We start from the raw sequence: 14,268 nt of genomic DNA, 5'->3' as shown, positions 1-14,268 counted from the left end.
AGACCATACGGACACGCATATCCCTATAGTCTATTCCAAATAAAAATAATTTGTGTGAAAATGATGTGCCGTTACCTCTGCCCATCTTTGGATGTAAGCTCCCAGCCGTTTTTATGCATGGCATCAACACTTGCTTTTATCAGCTCAAAGATGAAGCGCTTCTCATTCTCCGAGCATTCTTCCATGAGAATATCGATATCCGTCTGGTATGCAGTGGGATTGTGCATCTGCACTCCGGCAAGCAGTTCATCTATGGTAATGCCGAGGGCATTGACGATGCGGATGATGGATTCCAGACTTGCTTTCCTTTTTGCATTCTCAATGTGGCTTATGTAGGAAACGGAGAGTTCCGTTTTTTCCGCAAGTTCTGCCTGTGAGAAATTATTCTGCTCCCTTACTTCCTTGATACGATATCCTATCTGTCGGTGGTCGACAGATGACTGCTGCGTCTGATTCATAATAGTACCTCCTGTTTTCTTTTTCTTACGCACAGTAAATTATCTATCAATAAGTGAAGAAAGGTTTGGTAATTTGATAAAGTAGAGTGGAGCAAAGTGCGAAATGTGTCGAACGATTTGTGTTGATGAATCTGCATACGGATGGTATGCTTATGAATGAAACCAGACGATAAAAGGGTGATAGAAACAAGGAAAAATAAGGCTTCAAGAAGATAGAGAATTGAACTGCATATGTCTGCTGTTCATATTTTTTTATCTGAATACTCCACTTCACTAGAGTAAAATACACAAGAGATATGGTTCTAATATTTCTTCTGTTTTACGGTTACAATATGTATATCGTACAGATAGAAGAGAGGTGTAACTTACTTGCGTACAGAGGAGTACATACCAAAGAGGGTAAAAGAATTATGCAGCAAACACAAGATTTCCAAATACAGGCTTGCACAGCTCACTGATATGTCACAGACGGCTTTGGGAAATATAATCAACAAGAAGAGTATACCGACAGTACCAACCTTGGAAAGAATCTGCGATGCATTCGGAATATCAATCGCACAGTTTTTTGCCGGAGAAGGTATGCGGCCTGATCTGACAGATGAGCAAGAAGAATTATTGGAAATATGGGATGACCTGAATGCGGATGAACGGAGAATCTTGATGAACTTCGTAAGGACGCTGAAAAAGTAAGGGGAAGCAGTTCAATTGTATCTGAAATGGCTGCTTTCCCTTTTTCTATGCATTCTTTACGGCAAAGAAAGTGATGAGGATGTATATGAGTGTACGGGATGAGGAATTCAAAACAGTGATCTACGATCTGATGAATGGCGCTTACAATCTGGATGAGTGCGAGATCGAGGAAAGTAAAGTGGTGGAGGATGAATTTGCAGAAGGAAAATACTGTGAACAGCTATACGCCCAGATGCTTGCTGCTTATGAAAGGTTGTGCAACAGACTGCATGAGCCATCCGGGGAAGATAAGGACGTGGAGATAATTATATCTTCCCTGCTGGATATCGGCAGATATCAGAGCATGAAGATGTTTGATTACGGTGCATTCTTTGCAAAGAAAGAAAATAACCAATAAAGGAATGCAAAAACGGTGTGGCTGTGATTGGATAGTCACACCATTTTTGGTACAATATATAAAAAGAAACTGCTGATTTAAAAATGGAATGGAGGTATGCAGATATGAATGGAAGTCATGCACCAGAACTAACGGATTTGTTAAAAGAGATTACGGAAGATATTGCTAAATATGTAATTAAAGAAGGACAGCCTATCATTTTGATTGATGAGTATTCTTGGTATAGAGAAGTGCTTTCTTTGATGGCTAAACAGGTGAATTTGTGTGATAGCTGCATTTTGCTTTTGGAAAACGGAATGGAACAGGAAGCTTACCTTTTGGCAAGAAGCCAGTTTAATAATACTTTATGGATAAAGTATTTATGCGAAGCTGAAGAAGGCGATAATACAAGACTCAAAGAATTTTTCTATCAACCAGATATTAACCAACTCAGGTCAAATCAAAATCTGAAAAAAATGATACGGGATTTTGGTGATACATTAGATGAGAGATTCAAAGGCGAAGAAACAATTACCAAACTAAATAGAGGTAGCAAGGAAATCCGAAAAATATTGAAAAAGGAGAATCTGGGAGAAAGTCCAAAGAGCATTGCAGAACTGGCTCAACAGGATCCGATTTTATTTGGGATGTATATTACCTTATATAATGAAGGCAGTAAATTTGAGCATTCGGATATTAGTACAACAAAATTATATAGAAAACAAGCTGCCGAGGGATATCCAACAGATCAGGTATTTGTATTTGATTTAGGAAAATCGAATAAGGAAGGCTGGCTTAAAGTTTTTCAATATTCGCAAATGAGCTTGTTTTTTGCTTTTGATAGCATTTGTAAACGTGTGAAAGAACGAGAAAGTCAATTGTTTGAAGCAACCCCTTATGGAAAGGGAGCGTATTCAGAGGAAGATTTTAATAGAATTCTCTTGAAATTCAATGCTTGTATAAGCTTGTATGAAAGACGTGAAAATGAAGAGTAAGTAGATTATCGAAAATAGTATGGCATATGATTTGACAGCCATGCAATTTTTTGTTACAAATAATTCATAGATAGTCCAAAATGTTCTGATAGCATTGTAACGATAAATTCACATCGACCAACATGTCCGGGTATCTTTTTAGCATATTATGCGTGATGATACCACTTCCAAAAAGTTAGAAAATATAGTGATTTCGAGGGTTAGACGGGGGATACTTGTATCCCCCCCTACGATTGCTAGGTTTTGGGGTAAGGAAAAATCCCTTTATATAGGAAGTAATGCCATCTATTTTATACAGGGTAAAACCCCAGACGGGGCTTCATGTCTCTTTGATTGGCATGAGCGTTTACAGCGTACTGCGTTTTTGGGGCATATCGTATGGATGGGCGGGACTGGGGGCTTCAGCGCTTCTTACCTTTTATGGTTTTGTAACCGGATTTGGAGCATCGGTATTCCGGGCGGTATTTATGGTAGAGGTGTCCTGTCTGGCGGCATATCTGGGGCGGAGTTACGATCTGCTGAGTGCGCTGTCGCTGTCTTTGATTTTACAGGCGTGGCAATCGCCGTATCTGCTCTTTTCGGCGGGATTGCAGCTTTCCTATGGCGCGGTTGCCGCGATTGGGCTGGAGACGGAGGAGCTGCGGAAAGTGGAAAAAAAGAGAAAAGAGGAGGAACAAGAGAAAGAAAAAAAGAAAGGATATGAAACACTCATGCTCAGCTTGGCAATTCAGCTTTATACGATGCCGATTCAGCTGTATCACTATTTTACATTTCCGATGTTGGGAATTTTTCTGAACCTGATCGTGATTCCGCTTCTCACGTATGCAGCCGGAAGCGGTCTGCTGGCGCTTGGAATTTACAGTATAGCGTTTGTGGGAGGAAAAATGGGGGGAATGGGCGGATGCAGCAGCATTGCGGGAGTGCTTTCGGCTTTTGGGGGTGCAGCATCAGGAATATCAGAAATACCAGAAATATTCAGAATAGCGGCAAGTGCATGTACGGGTCCGGGGCATTATATTTTTCAGTTGTATGAATGGCTTTGCATCCAGGTGGAACGCGTGCCGTTTCATTCCATCGTGGCAGGACGCCCGGAAATGTGGAAAATAGGGATGTTTTATGTGGCGCTGGGGATTCGAAATGTGTGGAGTGTGGGAGAAGCAAGAGATAATTTAGAGAGAAAAGGGATTTTTCTGTTCCCAAAAGAATGGAATGCACCGGGAAAAAATAGTGTATTTATTGCTGTGGCGGTAGTCTTTTTAGTGGTTCAGCCTGTTCATGGCTTTCAGATCTGGTTTCTCGATGTGGGACAGGGCGACGGCGTCTTTCTGCGGACGCGGGATGAGGCAATTCTTTCGGACTGTGGCAGCAGCCAGGATAAAAAAATCGGGAAAAATGTGCTGGGACCATTTTTGAAAAGTCAGGGAATCCGCACGCTGGACTGGATTCTGGTCAGCCATGCGGATGCGGATCACACGAACGGGATCGAGTGGCTTTTGAAGGAGGAGGCAGATATCCGGGTGCGGAATCTGGCACTTCCGGCGGCAGGAAAAGGGCAGGAGGCATATAAAAAACTGGAAACTCTTGCCAGAAAACGGGGGGCGGAAGTCTATTATCTGCATCGGGGAGAAACGGTGCGGGCGAAAAGCCTGGCGCTTCGGTGCCTGTACCCGGAGGCGGGGGAAAAGCCAGCCGAGGAGCGAAATAGTCATTCACTGGTGTTTGATGTCACGTATGGAAAGTTTCGTATGCTTCTGACAGGAGATATTGGAGTGGAGGACGAAAGGAAGATTCTGGCGGTGGAAGAGGACAAAAAGAGGGAAAAAGTGACACTGTTAAAAGCCGCACACCATGGTTCGAACGGTTCCTCCTCAGAGGAGTTTTTGGAGTGCTTTTCCCCAGCTTTCACGGTGCTCTCTTATGGAGAGGGAAATACTTACGGGCATCCGGCACCGGAGGCGGTGGAACGTCTGGAACAGACGGGAACGGAGATCTGGAGAACGGCGGATTCAGGGGCAGTGAATGTGTGGACGGACGGGAAACGTATGTATATCAAGGGATATAAGAAACAAGATTATGGGAAGGAAAGAGATAAAAAACAGATAAAAAACTAATTGTTAACCATATAAAAATAATGGGTTGACAATAGAAAAAGGCTATGTTATGCTTGCAATCAGTTCTGCATCTGTTTCGACTACCCGGGATCTGGGACGGCCGCTGCTGTTTTAGATGGTTGGAACAGGGTTTGCGGAGAGAAATTTATGTACATGTGCGAGAATAGAATGGCTTCGGATGCCTGAAATCATTCAGATACCCAAGGAGGAAAAAGGTTTGAAACACATGAAGACAAAGGATTTAGTTTTGTGCGCGATGTTTGTCGCATTGATTGCAGTGGGAGCATTTATCAAGATACCGGTTCCGGTGGTTCCGTTTACATTGCAGTTTTTATTTACGATGCTGGCGGGTCTGCTTTTAGGTCCGGTCAACGGGGCGCTGGCGGTTGTGGTTTATATCGTATTAGGTTTAATTGGACTTCCGATTTTCACTCAGGGCGGCGGACCGGGATATATTTTCCAGCCGAGTTTTGGATATATCATCGGATTTGCGGTTGCGGCGTATGTGAATGGTAAGATTGCCAATGCCAAGACGCATCCGAGTTACCGGCGCCTGCTGGGAGCTAATTTTCTGGGACTTTTTATTGTCTATGCATTTGGAATGATTTATTACTACGTGATCAGCAATTTCTATCTGAATTCGCCGATCGGCGTAGGAGCGCTGTTTTTATATTGCTTTGTTCTGGCAGTTCCGGGCGATATCGTGCTCTGTATTGTGGCTGCCATCATAGGAAAACGGATGATTCCGCTGATTCAGGGAGGGAGACTTGGATAAAAGATGAGCAAGGGGATTTTTATAACAGGTACGGGAACGGATATTGGAAAAACGTATGTGACAGGCTTGATTGTGAAAAAACTGCGGGAGAGCGGCGCGGATGCGGCGTATTATAAAGCGGCAATGAGCGGCAATGAGCGGCGTGCGGATGGAAGCCTGATTCCAGGAGATGCCCTGCAGGTAAAAACAATGTCGGGAATCGGGCAGCCGCTTGAGGAAATGTGTCCGTATGTGTATGAGACGGCAGTATCGCCGCATCTGGCATCCCGCCTCGAGGGCACCCCGGTTCGGATGGATCGGGTGCTGGAAGATTTTCGCAAAGTCTGTGAAAAATATGACTATGTGACGATGGAAGGAAGCGGCGGAATTCTCTGTCCACTCTGCATAGACGAGGCGGATATCCGTCTTCCAGAAGTAGTAAAAGCGTGCGGGCTTGGCTGCCTGCTGATTGCAGATGCGGGGCTTGGGACGATCAATGGCGTGGGGCTTACTGCCTATTATCTGAAACAACAGGGAATTGCCCTAAAAGGAATTATTTTCAACCATTATGAGACGGGGAATCTGCTTCATGAGGATAACCGGAAAATGTGTGAATATTACACTGGCATTCCGGTTGTTGCCTGTGTGGCGGATGGGGATACGGAGCTTTCCATGGATGCGGAGACGCTGAAAGGGCTGTATGCGTAAGACAGAAGATAAAGGAGAAGAAAAATGATCTGGTATCCATATGAACAGTTAAAAACAATGAAAGCACCTTATGAGATCGTGGATGCGAACGGGGTATATCTTTACACGAAGGATCAGAAGCTGATTGATTCGGTTTCATCCTGGTGGAGTGTGATTCATGGATATAAACATCCGGTGATCAATCAGGCAATTATTTCACAGGTGGAAAAATTTTCTCATGTGATGCTGGGCGGTCTGACGCATGAGCCGGCGCGCAGACTTTCAGAAAAACTGGCGTCCTGGCTGCCGGGCGATCTGGACTACTGCTTTTTTTCAGATTCCGGCAGCGTGGCGGTTGAGGTAGCGCTGAAAATGGCGCTGCAGTATTATATGAACCGCGGCGATGAGAAGCGGACGATGATTCTGGCGCTGGAACACGCGTACCACGGCGATACCTTTAAGACGATGGAGGCAGGCGATGATGAGGACTACCATTTTGTGCTGAAAGCCTATGGTGCAAGCCCGTATGTGGTTCACATTCCGACTGAGATCCCGGCGCTGGAGAAAGCATTTGAACAGTATCATGACAAGTTGAACTGCGTGCTGGTGGAACCGCTTTTACAGGGTGCTGGCGGAATGCGGATGTACGACATTTCATTTTTGGAGAAGGCAAGGGAACTCTGTGATAAGTACGGCGTGCTGCTGGTTTTTGATGAGGTGGCAACCGGATTTGGCAGAACCGGAAACCGCTTTGTGGCAGATCGGGTTCTTCCGGATATTCTGGTCCTCGGAAAGGCATTGACCGGCGGTTACATTGGTCATGCGGCGACTGTGGCAAATAAAAAGGTATTTGATGGATTTTTCGATGATAACCCGGAACATGCGCTGATGCACGGACCGACCTTTATGGGAAATGCCCTCGCGTGCAGCGCGGCGCTTGCCTCGATTGAGCTGTTTGAGACGCAGAACTATATGGAAAAGATTCAGAAGATCGAAGCTATCACCCGTCGGGAGATGGAAGGATTTGCCGATCCAAGAATCAGGGAGGTCCGCATGATGGGCGGATGTGTCTGTGTCGAGGTATATGATCCGGCAGTCCTGAAAGGGTATCAGGAATATGCGTACAAACGCGGCGTGTTCAGCCGTCCGTTCTTAAATTATCTGTACGCGATGGTTCCGTATATTATCAAGGAAGAAGAGCTGGTGCAGGTGCTTCAGTGCATGAAAGACTGGTTTGCGCGGGGATAGGTAACGAAGAAACGTAACCGTTCACAGGCAGGAATTTTCTGAACTGAAAATCCCGTTACTGGGAACACATGTGTGAACAGTGAAACATCTACCTTAGAATAAAAATCTTAGAATAAAAAAAATTTAAGTATTTCTTTCTGAATGAATTTCATTTATGATAAAAGGAATGGAGTATTGTTTTAAGAAACGATACATGGATTGTGTTGCCTGCGATTGTGAATGAATAGGACAGAAGCAATCAAAATTCTAGTATAAAACTAACATTCGGGGAGAAACCAATATGAAAGAACAAATGAAGAAAATAGCGCTGCTATCGCTGTCATTGATACTGACATCGGCGTATTCTGTTTCGATCGTGCTGCCATCGCTGCTGCAGCATTTCAGTGAATATACAACCGCACAGGTGGAGATGTTGATCTCAGCACCGTCGTTTGCGATCACTGTCATGATCGTGCTGAATGCATGGCTGTCGCGTTATATGAAAGACCGTCCAATGATTGTGGGCGGTCTGCTTCTTTTATCGGTCAGCGGCATGGTACCGGTGTTTGTACAGGAATATCCGGTGGTGTTCACGTCCAGGATTTTCCTGGGGATCGGGATTGGACTCATTAATGCGAAAGCAATCAGCATTTTCAGTGAATATTATGAAGGCAGGGAAAAAGCGGCGCTGCTCGGATACCGCGGATCGGCGGAGGTGCTGGGAAGCGCGGTTATGACGCTGGTTGCTGGAAAATTGGTGTTGATCCGGTGGAATCTGGCATTTTGGGTGTACGCGCTCGGATTTGTGATTGTACTTCTGTATCTTGTATGGGTTCCGGGGAATATGGAGATGGGACAGAGTGCGGGCTCACAGAGTGCAGGGGGAGAGAAAGAAAGTCTGGAAGCGGAGGAAGATGGAAAGAGAAAATGCTGGAAAAAAGAAGTCCTGCCCATTGCTTATGCACTGTTTGCGGGATTTGTCATCTGCATCTACTGTTCCAATTCCCTGCGTGTCCCGATGTTGATTTTAGAGAAGAAACTTGGAACGGAGTCGGAAGCCAGCATCATTCTCACGCTCATGATGCTGATGGGAATAGCTGCCGGTGTTTATTTTGGAAAACTGACGATGTGGTGGAAGGAAAAATTACCGGGGGTTGGATGCCTGATGCTTGGAGCGGGGATGCTTCTGACCGCATATGCGGGCAATCTGCCGCTGATTGGAATTGGCATCAGTATCGTTGGATTTTTCTATACCGTTCTGGTTACCTATTCCTTCCACCAGATTTCCGAGCAGATTCCGCAGTCTTCTATCAATACAGCCACATCAATCGTGCTGGTCGGCTGCAATCTGGGAGCGGCGTGTTCGCCGTTTGTGCTGAAATGGATGGGAAGATTCAGTGAGGGCGTGAGTGTGCCGTTTGTGGGGTATGCGGGGATGATGGGAGTATTAGGAATCGTTCTGATAGTAGTCACGGGAAGAAAGAAATAATACAGTAAACCAATAATAGGAATGACGGCAAAATCTGCAACCAGAACTGTATCGTACGGAATCTTCAGTTTAGAAAATTCAGAAAATTCCTACCTGTGAACAGTTATCTGAAATCGAACGTTTGTACTGATTTGTTTTGCTTTTATGTATACATTCATGGGTGGATTTGGTATAATAGAAATACTTAATGGGATTTTTTGTGTACTAGGAAATTCCTTGGAATCCCCTATTACACAAAAAGGCACATTCTTTATTTGTGAATTATATCAAATCAGGAGAAAGCAATGGATCATTTTGAGTTGGTATCAGAATACAGCCCGACCGGCGACCAGCCGCAGGCGATTGAAAAGCTGGTGGAGGGCTTCAAGGAAGGAAATCAGTTCCAGACATTACTGGGTGTAACGGGCTCTGGCAAGACGTTTACGATGGCAAATGTGATTCAGAAGCTGAATAAGCCGACGTTAATTATTGCACATAATAAGACGCTGGCAGCCCAGCTTTATTCAGAAATGAAGGAATTTTTTCCCAATAATGCGGTGGAATACTTTGTCAGCTACTATGACTACTACCAGCCGGAGGCTTACGTCCCGTCCACGGACACATATATCGAGAAGGATTCCTCCATCAACGACGAGATCGATAAGCTGCGGCATTCAGCGACGGCGGCGCTGTCGGAGCGGCAGGATGTGATTATTGTGGCATCGGTTTCCTGTATCTATGGTCTGGGAAGCCCGATCGATTATAAAAACATGGTTATTTCCCTGCGCCCGGGCATGGAGAAGGACCGCGACGAGGTCATTCACAAGCTGATCGACATTCAGTACAGCCGGAATGACATGGATTTCAAGCGAGGTTCGTTCCGGGTGCGCGGCGATGTGCTGGAGGTATACCCGGCGTATTCGGGCGGCGATGCGTACCGGATTGAGTTTTTCGGGGATGAGGTAGACCGGATCACAGAGATTGACACGCTGACGGGCGAGATCAAGGCGCAGCTGGGACATATCGCGATTTTCCCGGCATCGCATTATGTCATCCCGAAAGAGCGGATGGAGATTGCGGCAAACAATATTTTAGAGGAAATGAAGGAGCAGGTCGCTTACTTTAAGAGTGAGGATAAGCTTCTGGAGGCACAGAGAATCGCGGAGCGGACGAATTTTGATGTGGAAATGATGCGGGAAACAGGCTTCTGTTCCGGTATCGAGAATTATTCGCGCCATCTGATTGGGTCGAAACCGGGAGAACCGCCGTGTACGCTGATGGATTATTTCCCGGATGAATTTCTGGTGATTGTGGACGAGTCGCACATCACGCTGCCGCAGGTGCGCGGTATGTACGCGGGCGACCAGTCGCGCAAGAAAACGCTGGTGGAATATGGCTTCCGCCTGCCGTCGGCGCTGGATAACCGACCGTTAAATTTTGAAGAATTTGAGAGCAAACTGGATCAGATTCTCTGCGTTTCAGCAACACCGGGCGAGTATGAGGCGGATCATGAGCTTCTGCGGGCAGAGCAGGTGATCCGTCCGACGGGACTTCTTGATCCGCCGATTGAGGTGAAACCGGTCGAGGGACAGATCGACGATCTGATTTCGGAGGTCAACCGGGAGGTGGATCGAGGGTTTAAGGTGCTTGTTACCACGCTGACAAAGCGGATGGCAGAAGACCTGACCGACTATATGCGCGATGCGGGAATCCGCGTCAAATATCTGCATTCGGATATTGACACGTTGGAACGCGCCCAGATTATCCGGGATATGCGTCTGAATGTCTTCGATGTGCTGGTCGGCATCAACCTGCTTCGTGAGGGCCTGGATATCCCGGAGATTGCGCTGGTGGCGATTCTGGATGCGGATAAAGAGGGATTCCTGCGTTCGGAAACGTCCCTGATTCAGACGATCGGCCGAGCAGCGCGAAATTCCGAAGGGCATGTTATCATGTATGCAGATTCGATCACGGATTCGATGCGGGCGGCGATCGAGGAGACGGAGCGAAGACGCGCGATTCAGCAGGCGTACAATGAGGAACATCACATTACGCCGACGACGATCAAGAAAGCTGTCCGGGATCTGATCACGATCTCGCAGGCAGCCGAACCGGTTACGAATAAGGTAACGAAGGATCTGGAATCGATGGATCGCCAGGAATTAGAAAAACTTGTAAAGGAACTGACGAAGAAGATGAATCAGGCGGCAGCCGAGCTGAATTTCGAGGAAGCGGTCGTGTTGCGTGACCGTATGGTAGAGGTCAAGAAAATGTTGCTGGATTTGGAAAATTCGTAAATCAGAGGGTGGTTGGTATGGAATATGGCGCGCTGATGGAGATGGCGGTCCGGGCGGGGGAGATCATGCTGGCGAGCGGAGCGGAGGTCTACCGTGTGGAGGACACGATTCACCGTATTTTAAAGCATTCAGGGATTGCACGGGCAGATGTGTTTGTCGTGACGACGGGGATCGTGGCGACGATTGCGGATGCATCGCTTCCGCCGCTTACCTTGGTAAAACGGGTGGAAAACCGGGCAACGAATTTGAACCGCATCTATCAGGTAAACAATGTTTCAAGGGAATTTTGCAGCGGAAAATTGTCCGTCGGGGAGGCGCAGGAACGACTGGATCGGATTGCTAATACGACATTATACGGATTCTGGAAGAAATGCATTGGCTATGCGGCAACGACGGGATTTTTTGCGGTGATGTTTGGAGGCGGTCCGGGCGAATGCCTGGTGGCGGCTGTCGTGGGAGTCGTTCTTGCGTTTGTCCTGCGGGCGGCGTCCAACCTTATGCTGAATGATTTCTGTCAAAATGCACTTGGCTCGTTTGCACTGGCGGTTGCGGCGTATCTGCTGCGCCGTGGGGCATTTCTGGGAATGAGCCTGGATGTAGTGATTATCAGCGCAATCATGCCGCTGGTGCCTGGGGTCACATTTACGGCGGCAATCCGCGATACGCTGAATGGAGATTACAGTTCGGGAGTCGCGCGGATGGCGGAGGCAGTCGTGGTGGCGCTGGCGGTTGCGTCGGGCGTCGGTCTGGCGATCGTGGCAGTCCGGCTGGCGGGAGGATCGGTATGACAGAGATGATAAGAGAATTGATGATCCAGAGCGTGGGGGCATTTCTGGCGGTTTTTGGTTTTTCCCTGCTGGTCGATATGCCGCGGAAATATCTGGTTTATGCGGGCATTACCGGAGGTGCCGGATGGCTGGCGTACCTGGTATCGATGCAGGTGGGAACCTCGCAGGTGGCGGCGGCATTTTTTTCCAGTCTGGCAGCGGCTCTGCTGAGCCAGGTATTTGCACGCGTGTTAAAAGCGCCCGTCACGATCTTTCTGGTGGCAGGAATCCTGCCGACGGTGCCGGGCGCATCGATCTACCGGAGCGTCTATTTTCTGATACAGGGACAGACAAAATGGTACAATTTTTATCTGATCCAGACGATCCAGATAGCGGGGGCGATGGCGGTTGCCATCTTTATTGTGGATTCACTGTTCCGTCTGCTCCGGAATAAAGCGTCGTAGTGGAACTGGGCGGCAGGTAGAGACAGCCCTGAATCCTGCTAAAATAATAAATATGATCGGACAGGCGGTCTTCAGCGGGCACATCCGACTGATTGATCGCCTGAACCATTTCATTGAGTTCTTCCGGCGGAAGAGAGACGTTGCTGGGAGTGAGAAGCACTTCATGGATGCTGGACGGAAGGATAATCAGATCTTCGCCCAGGCTTTCGGCAAACTCTTTTAAGACGCGGGGATAGAGCATGCAGGCAGCGCCGTTGATGCCGCGCGAATTTGTCAGAACGTAGAGAGCGACCGATGGAAGAGCTTCCGTTTCAACGATGTCCTCCATTTCGAGCTGATTGAGGGTGGATTCGATGGAGCTGATGTGGTACGGCAGTATGCGAGGTGTATTTTCTTCCGCCAGTATGCCGATCTCTTCCAGAGAAATATCCCACAGGGCAAGATGGTCGCTGTGTACCAGGGTCGTCATCTGTCCCTCCTCATTGTCAGTGAGGATCAGATAGAAAACGATCGCCAGATCGAGATACGGAATATGTGGGATGTGGGAGAGAAGCACCTTATTTTTAGCGGCGTGGATCAATTTGTAGGCAATCCGGCCGCGTACGGCATCAAAATCACGCAGTTCCTCGCAGATATCCTCCGAAAATCCTGGATTTGTCTCATACACCATCAGGATCTGATCGGTAATAATGGAGAGCGGCATCCCTTCCTCCGCTTCATTATAGTAGGCGTTCAGATAGACAGTCGGTGATAACCGTGAGCCGGGTTTCGTAAAGCTCAGCCCGTCGAGCATCAGTCCATTATTTTTCAGAACCCGCCGCAGGGAGACGTTGGCTTTTTTATTGAGGCGCGTCTGCACCATCGACTGGATTGTTTTCAAAAAAGTTTCATAGACCATAGAGTACCTCCTGAAATAAAATTGCAGATAGGGGATGCCCGCTTGCTCATGTAGGTTATGAATTTCAGCAAAATGAGAAACAGTTTCCCCGTGTGAATAAGTTTTAAGGAATCAAATCAAGAAGCAGTCATGAAGTTTGAGATGTGAAGAAAGATTGCTTAGTGATTAAAAAATAAATAAAAAGTTCAGAGTTTTAGCGTTTACCTTTTGAGTGCGTAAGTATGAAAATGGTCATGGAAATCATCGAAAAAACTGAACATGAGAATCGCAGGAACCAGTAAGATGTGAAAAAATTGCCTGCATATAAAGAAGCAGGTGCCAAAATGCACCGATATCATAATTATACTGGAAAATGGGAAGATTGGCAAGAAAAATAACAGGGAAAAAAGTGAAGTTCTGGTTGCGGATTGTTACTGTACACGGGTAGGCACTTTTGGAACCGAAAGTGCCGTAAGAAAACGTGGTGGCAGCAGGAATTTGCCGTATTTAAATGCGAAGCCACGGCAAATTCCGTTACTGGACACGTATGCGTGTACAGTAACTGCGGATTTGTTGCTGTTCACGCATACGTTCCCAGTAACAGTTTGCATGACGCTCATAATGTGTGAACGATGGTAAATAAAGAGATAAGATGGCGCGACTGCGAGATGAAAACTAATAGCTGGCATTCATGGTGGAAATAAAACTGAAAAATAACAAGAAAATACAAAATTAGTATTGACAAAATGCGACATATGTATTAGAATAAAACCATCAAAAGAAACAAGAAATAAAACAAAAAAAGAAGGGAGCTGATTCCACCGAAAACATAAAACTGGTTCAATTTTTTAATAAAAAAATTGAACAAAGGAAAACCAAAATCAACAAGTAAAAATCAGTCAATCATCTATCATACATATTTAGAAACAGGATTCGGTTTAGTGATATGACGAGAAAGTATCATTAAAAAGAAGCGTTTTTTAAAAGAGAGATAGATAAGTGAAAAAAGAAAAAAATAAGATTGAACGATTCAGAAATTGTTGAAAAAGGAATCAAAATTGAATAAAGGAAAAGTTCAAAGAAAGAGGTATCATCCA

At 46.4% G+C, this 14,268-nt stretch carries 13 protein-coding genes; 11 read left to right on the top strand and 2 right to left on the bottom strand.

Annotated features, from left to right (window positions below; genetic code table 11):
• Positions 1–71: 71 nt before the first annotated feature.
• Positions 72–458, bottom strand: coding sequence for a helix-turn-helix transcriptional regulator (locus DWV73_RS03845; RefSeq protein ID WP_117781215.1), 387 nt, complete (start codon positions 456–458; stop codon positions 72–74).
• Positions 459–827: 369 nt separating this feature from the next.
• On the opposite strand from DWV73_RS03845, the gene DWV73_RS03840 reads away from it, so the two are divergent.
• From DWV73_RS03840 to DWV73_RS03790, 11 genes are all read left to right on the top strand, one after another.
• Entirely contained in the window at positions 828–1,148 is a 321-nt protein-coding gene (locus DWV73_RS03840) for a helix-turn-helix transcriptional regulator (RefSeq protein ID WP_117781214.1), read from the top strand.
• Positions 1,149–1,233: 85 nt separating this feature from the next.
• Positions 1,234–1,545 (top strand): hypothetical protein, encoded by a 312-nt coding sequence (locus DWV73_RS03835; RefSeq protein ID WP_117796128.1) that lies wholly within the window; start codon positions 1,234–1,236, stop codon positions 1,543–1,545.
• Between the two features lie 104 nt (positions 1,546–1,649).
• A complete protein-coding gene (locus tag DWV73_RS03830; RefSeq protein ID WP_117795883.1) occupies positions 1,650–2,519 on the top strand; it encodes a DUF5677 domain-containing protein in 870 nt (289 codons plus the stop codon).
• Positions 2,520–2,797: 278 nt separating this feature from the next.
• Entirely contained in the window at positions 2,798–4,630 is a 1,833-nt protein-coding gene (locus DWV73_RS03825) for a ComEC/Rec2 family competence protein (protein WP_117795881.1), read from the top strand.
• 226 nt (positions 4,631–4,856) lie between these two features.
• Positions 4,857–5,405, top strand: coding sequence for a biotin transporter BioY (locus DWV73_RS03820; protein WP_233430256.1), 549 nt, complete (start codon positions 4,857–4,859; stop codon positions 5,403–5,405).
• 3 nt (positions 5,406–5,408) lie between these two features.
• Positions 5,409–6,092, top strand: a complete 684-nt coding sequence (gene bioD / locus DWV73_RS03815; RefSeq protein WP_117795877.1) for a dethiobiotin synthase — start codon at positions 5,409–5,411, stop codon at positions 6,090–6,092.
• A gap of 24 nt (positions 6,093–6,116) precedes the next feature.
• Positions 6,117–7,319: an adenosylmethionine--8-amino-7-oxononanoate transaminase gene (gene bioA, locus DWV73_RS03810; protein ID WP_117795875.1), complete on the top strand. Its 1,203-nt coding sequence runs from the start codon at positions 6,117–6,119 to the stop codon at positions 7,317–7,319.
• A gap of 280 nt (positions 7,320–7,599) precedes the next feature.
• Positions 7,600–8,787 carry an MFS transporter gene (locus DWV73_RS03805; RefSeq protein ID WP_117795873.1) on the top strand — a complete coding sequence of 396 codons (1,188 nt, stop codon included), beginning with the start codon at positions 7,600–7,602 and terminating at the stop codon, positions 8,785–8,787.
• Between the two features lie 284 nt (positions 8,788–9,071).
• Complete coding sequence (gene uvrB, locus DWV73_RS03800) at positions 9,072–11,063, top strand: excinuclease ABC subunit UvrB (RefSeq protein WP_117795872.1); 1,992 nt, start codon at positions 9,072–9,074, stop codon at positions 11,061–11,063.
• Positions 11,064–11,080: 17 nt separating this feature from the next.
• Positions 11,081–11,851 carry a threonine/serine exporter family protein gene (locus DWV73_RS03795; RefSeq protein ID WP_107001060.1) on the top strand — a complete coding sequence of 257 codons (771 nt, stop codon included), beginning with the start codon at positions 11,081–11,083 and terminating at the stop codon, positions 11,849–11,851.
• Positions 11,848–12,294 (top strand): threonine/serine exporter family protein, encoded by a 447-nt coding sequence (locus tag DWV73_RS03790; protein ID WP_227589434.1) that lies wholly within the window; start codon positions 11,848–11,850, stop codon positions 12,292–12,294. The genes DWV73_RS03795 and DWV73_RS03790 overlap by 4 nt, the downstream gene beginning before the upstream one ends.
• Here DWV73_RS03790 and DWV73_RS03785 read toward each other — a convergent pair.
• Complete coding sequence (locus DWV73_RS03785; protein ID WP_117795870.1) at positions 12,248–13,192, bottom strand: DUF5688 family protein; 945 nt, start codon at positions 13,190–13,192, stop codon at positions 12,248–12,250. The genes DWV73_RS03790 and DWV73_RS03785 overlap by 47 nt on opposite strands.
• Positions 13,193–14,268: the final 1,076 nt, after the last annotated feature.

The sequence above is a fragment of the Clostridium sp. AF12-41 genome (assembly GCF_003461685.1).
Lineage (GTDB): Bacteria > Bacillota > Clostridia > Lachnospirales > Lachnospiraceae > Otoolea > Otoolea fessa.
The sequence above is the reverse complement of the archived record's forward strand: the minus strand, read 5'-3'. Positions and strand labels throughout refer to the sequence as shown.

Bases quoted from the DNA above. Each gene is read 5' to 3' on its own strand.
- DWV73_RS03845 (WP_117781215.1), bottom strand. From the start codon at position 458: ATGAATCAGACGCAGCAGTCATCTGTCGACCACCGACAGATAGGATAT.
- DWV73_RS03835 (WP_117796128.1), top strand. From the start codon at position 1,234: ATGAGTGTACGGGATGAGGAATTCAAAACAGTGATCTACGATCTGATG.
- DWV73_RS03830 (WP_117795883.1), top strand. From the start codon at position 1,650: ATGAATGGAAGTCATGCACCAGAACTAACGGATTTGTTAAAAGAGATT.
- DWV73_RS03825 (WP_117795881.1), top strand. From the start codon at position 2,798: ATGCCATCTATTTTATACAGGGTAAAACCCCAGACGGGGCTTCATGTC.
- DWV73_RS03820 (WP_233430256.1), top strand. From the start codon at position 4,857: ATGAAGACAAAGGATTTAGTTTTGTGCGCGATGTTTGTCGCATTGATT.
- bioD (WP_117795877.1), top strand. From the start codon at position 5,409: ATGAGCAAGGGGATTTTTATAACAGGTACGGGAACGGATATTGGAAAA.
- bioA (WP_117795875.1), top strand. From the start codon at position 6,117: ATGATCTGGTATCCATATGAACAGTTAAAAACAATGAAAGCACCTTAT.
- DWV73_RS03805 (WP_117795873.1), top strand. From the start codon at position 7,600: ATGAAAGAACAAATGAAGAAAATAGCGCTGCTATCGCTGTCATTGATA.
- uvrB (WP_117795872.1), top strand. From the start codon at position 9,072: ATGGATCATTTTGAGTTGGTATCAGAATACAGCCCGACCGGCGACCAG.
- DWV73_RS03795 (WP_107001060.1), top strand. From the start codon at position 11,081: ATGGAATATGGCGCGCTGATGGAGATGGCGGTCCGGGCGGGGGAGATC.
- DWV73_RS03790 (WP_227589434.1), top strand. From the start codon at position 11,848: ATGACAGAGATGATAAGAGAATTGATGATCCAGAGCGTGGGGGCATTT.
- DWV73_RS03785 (WP_117795870.1), bottom strand. From the start codon at position 13,192: ATGGTCTATGAAACTTTTTTGAAAACAATCCAGTCGATGGTGCAGACG.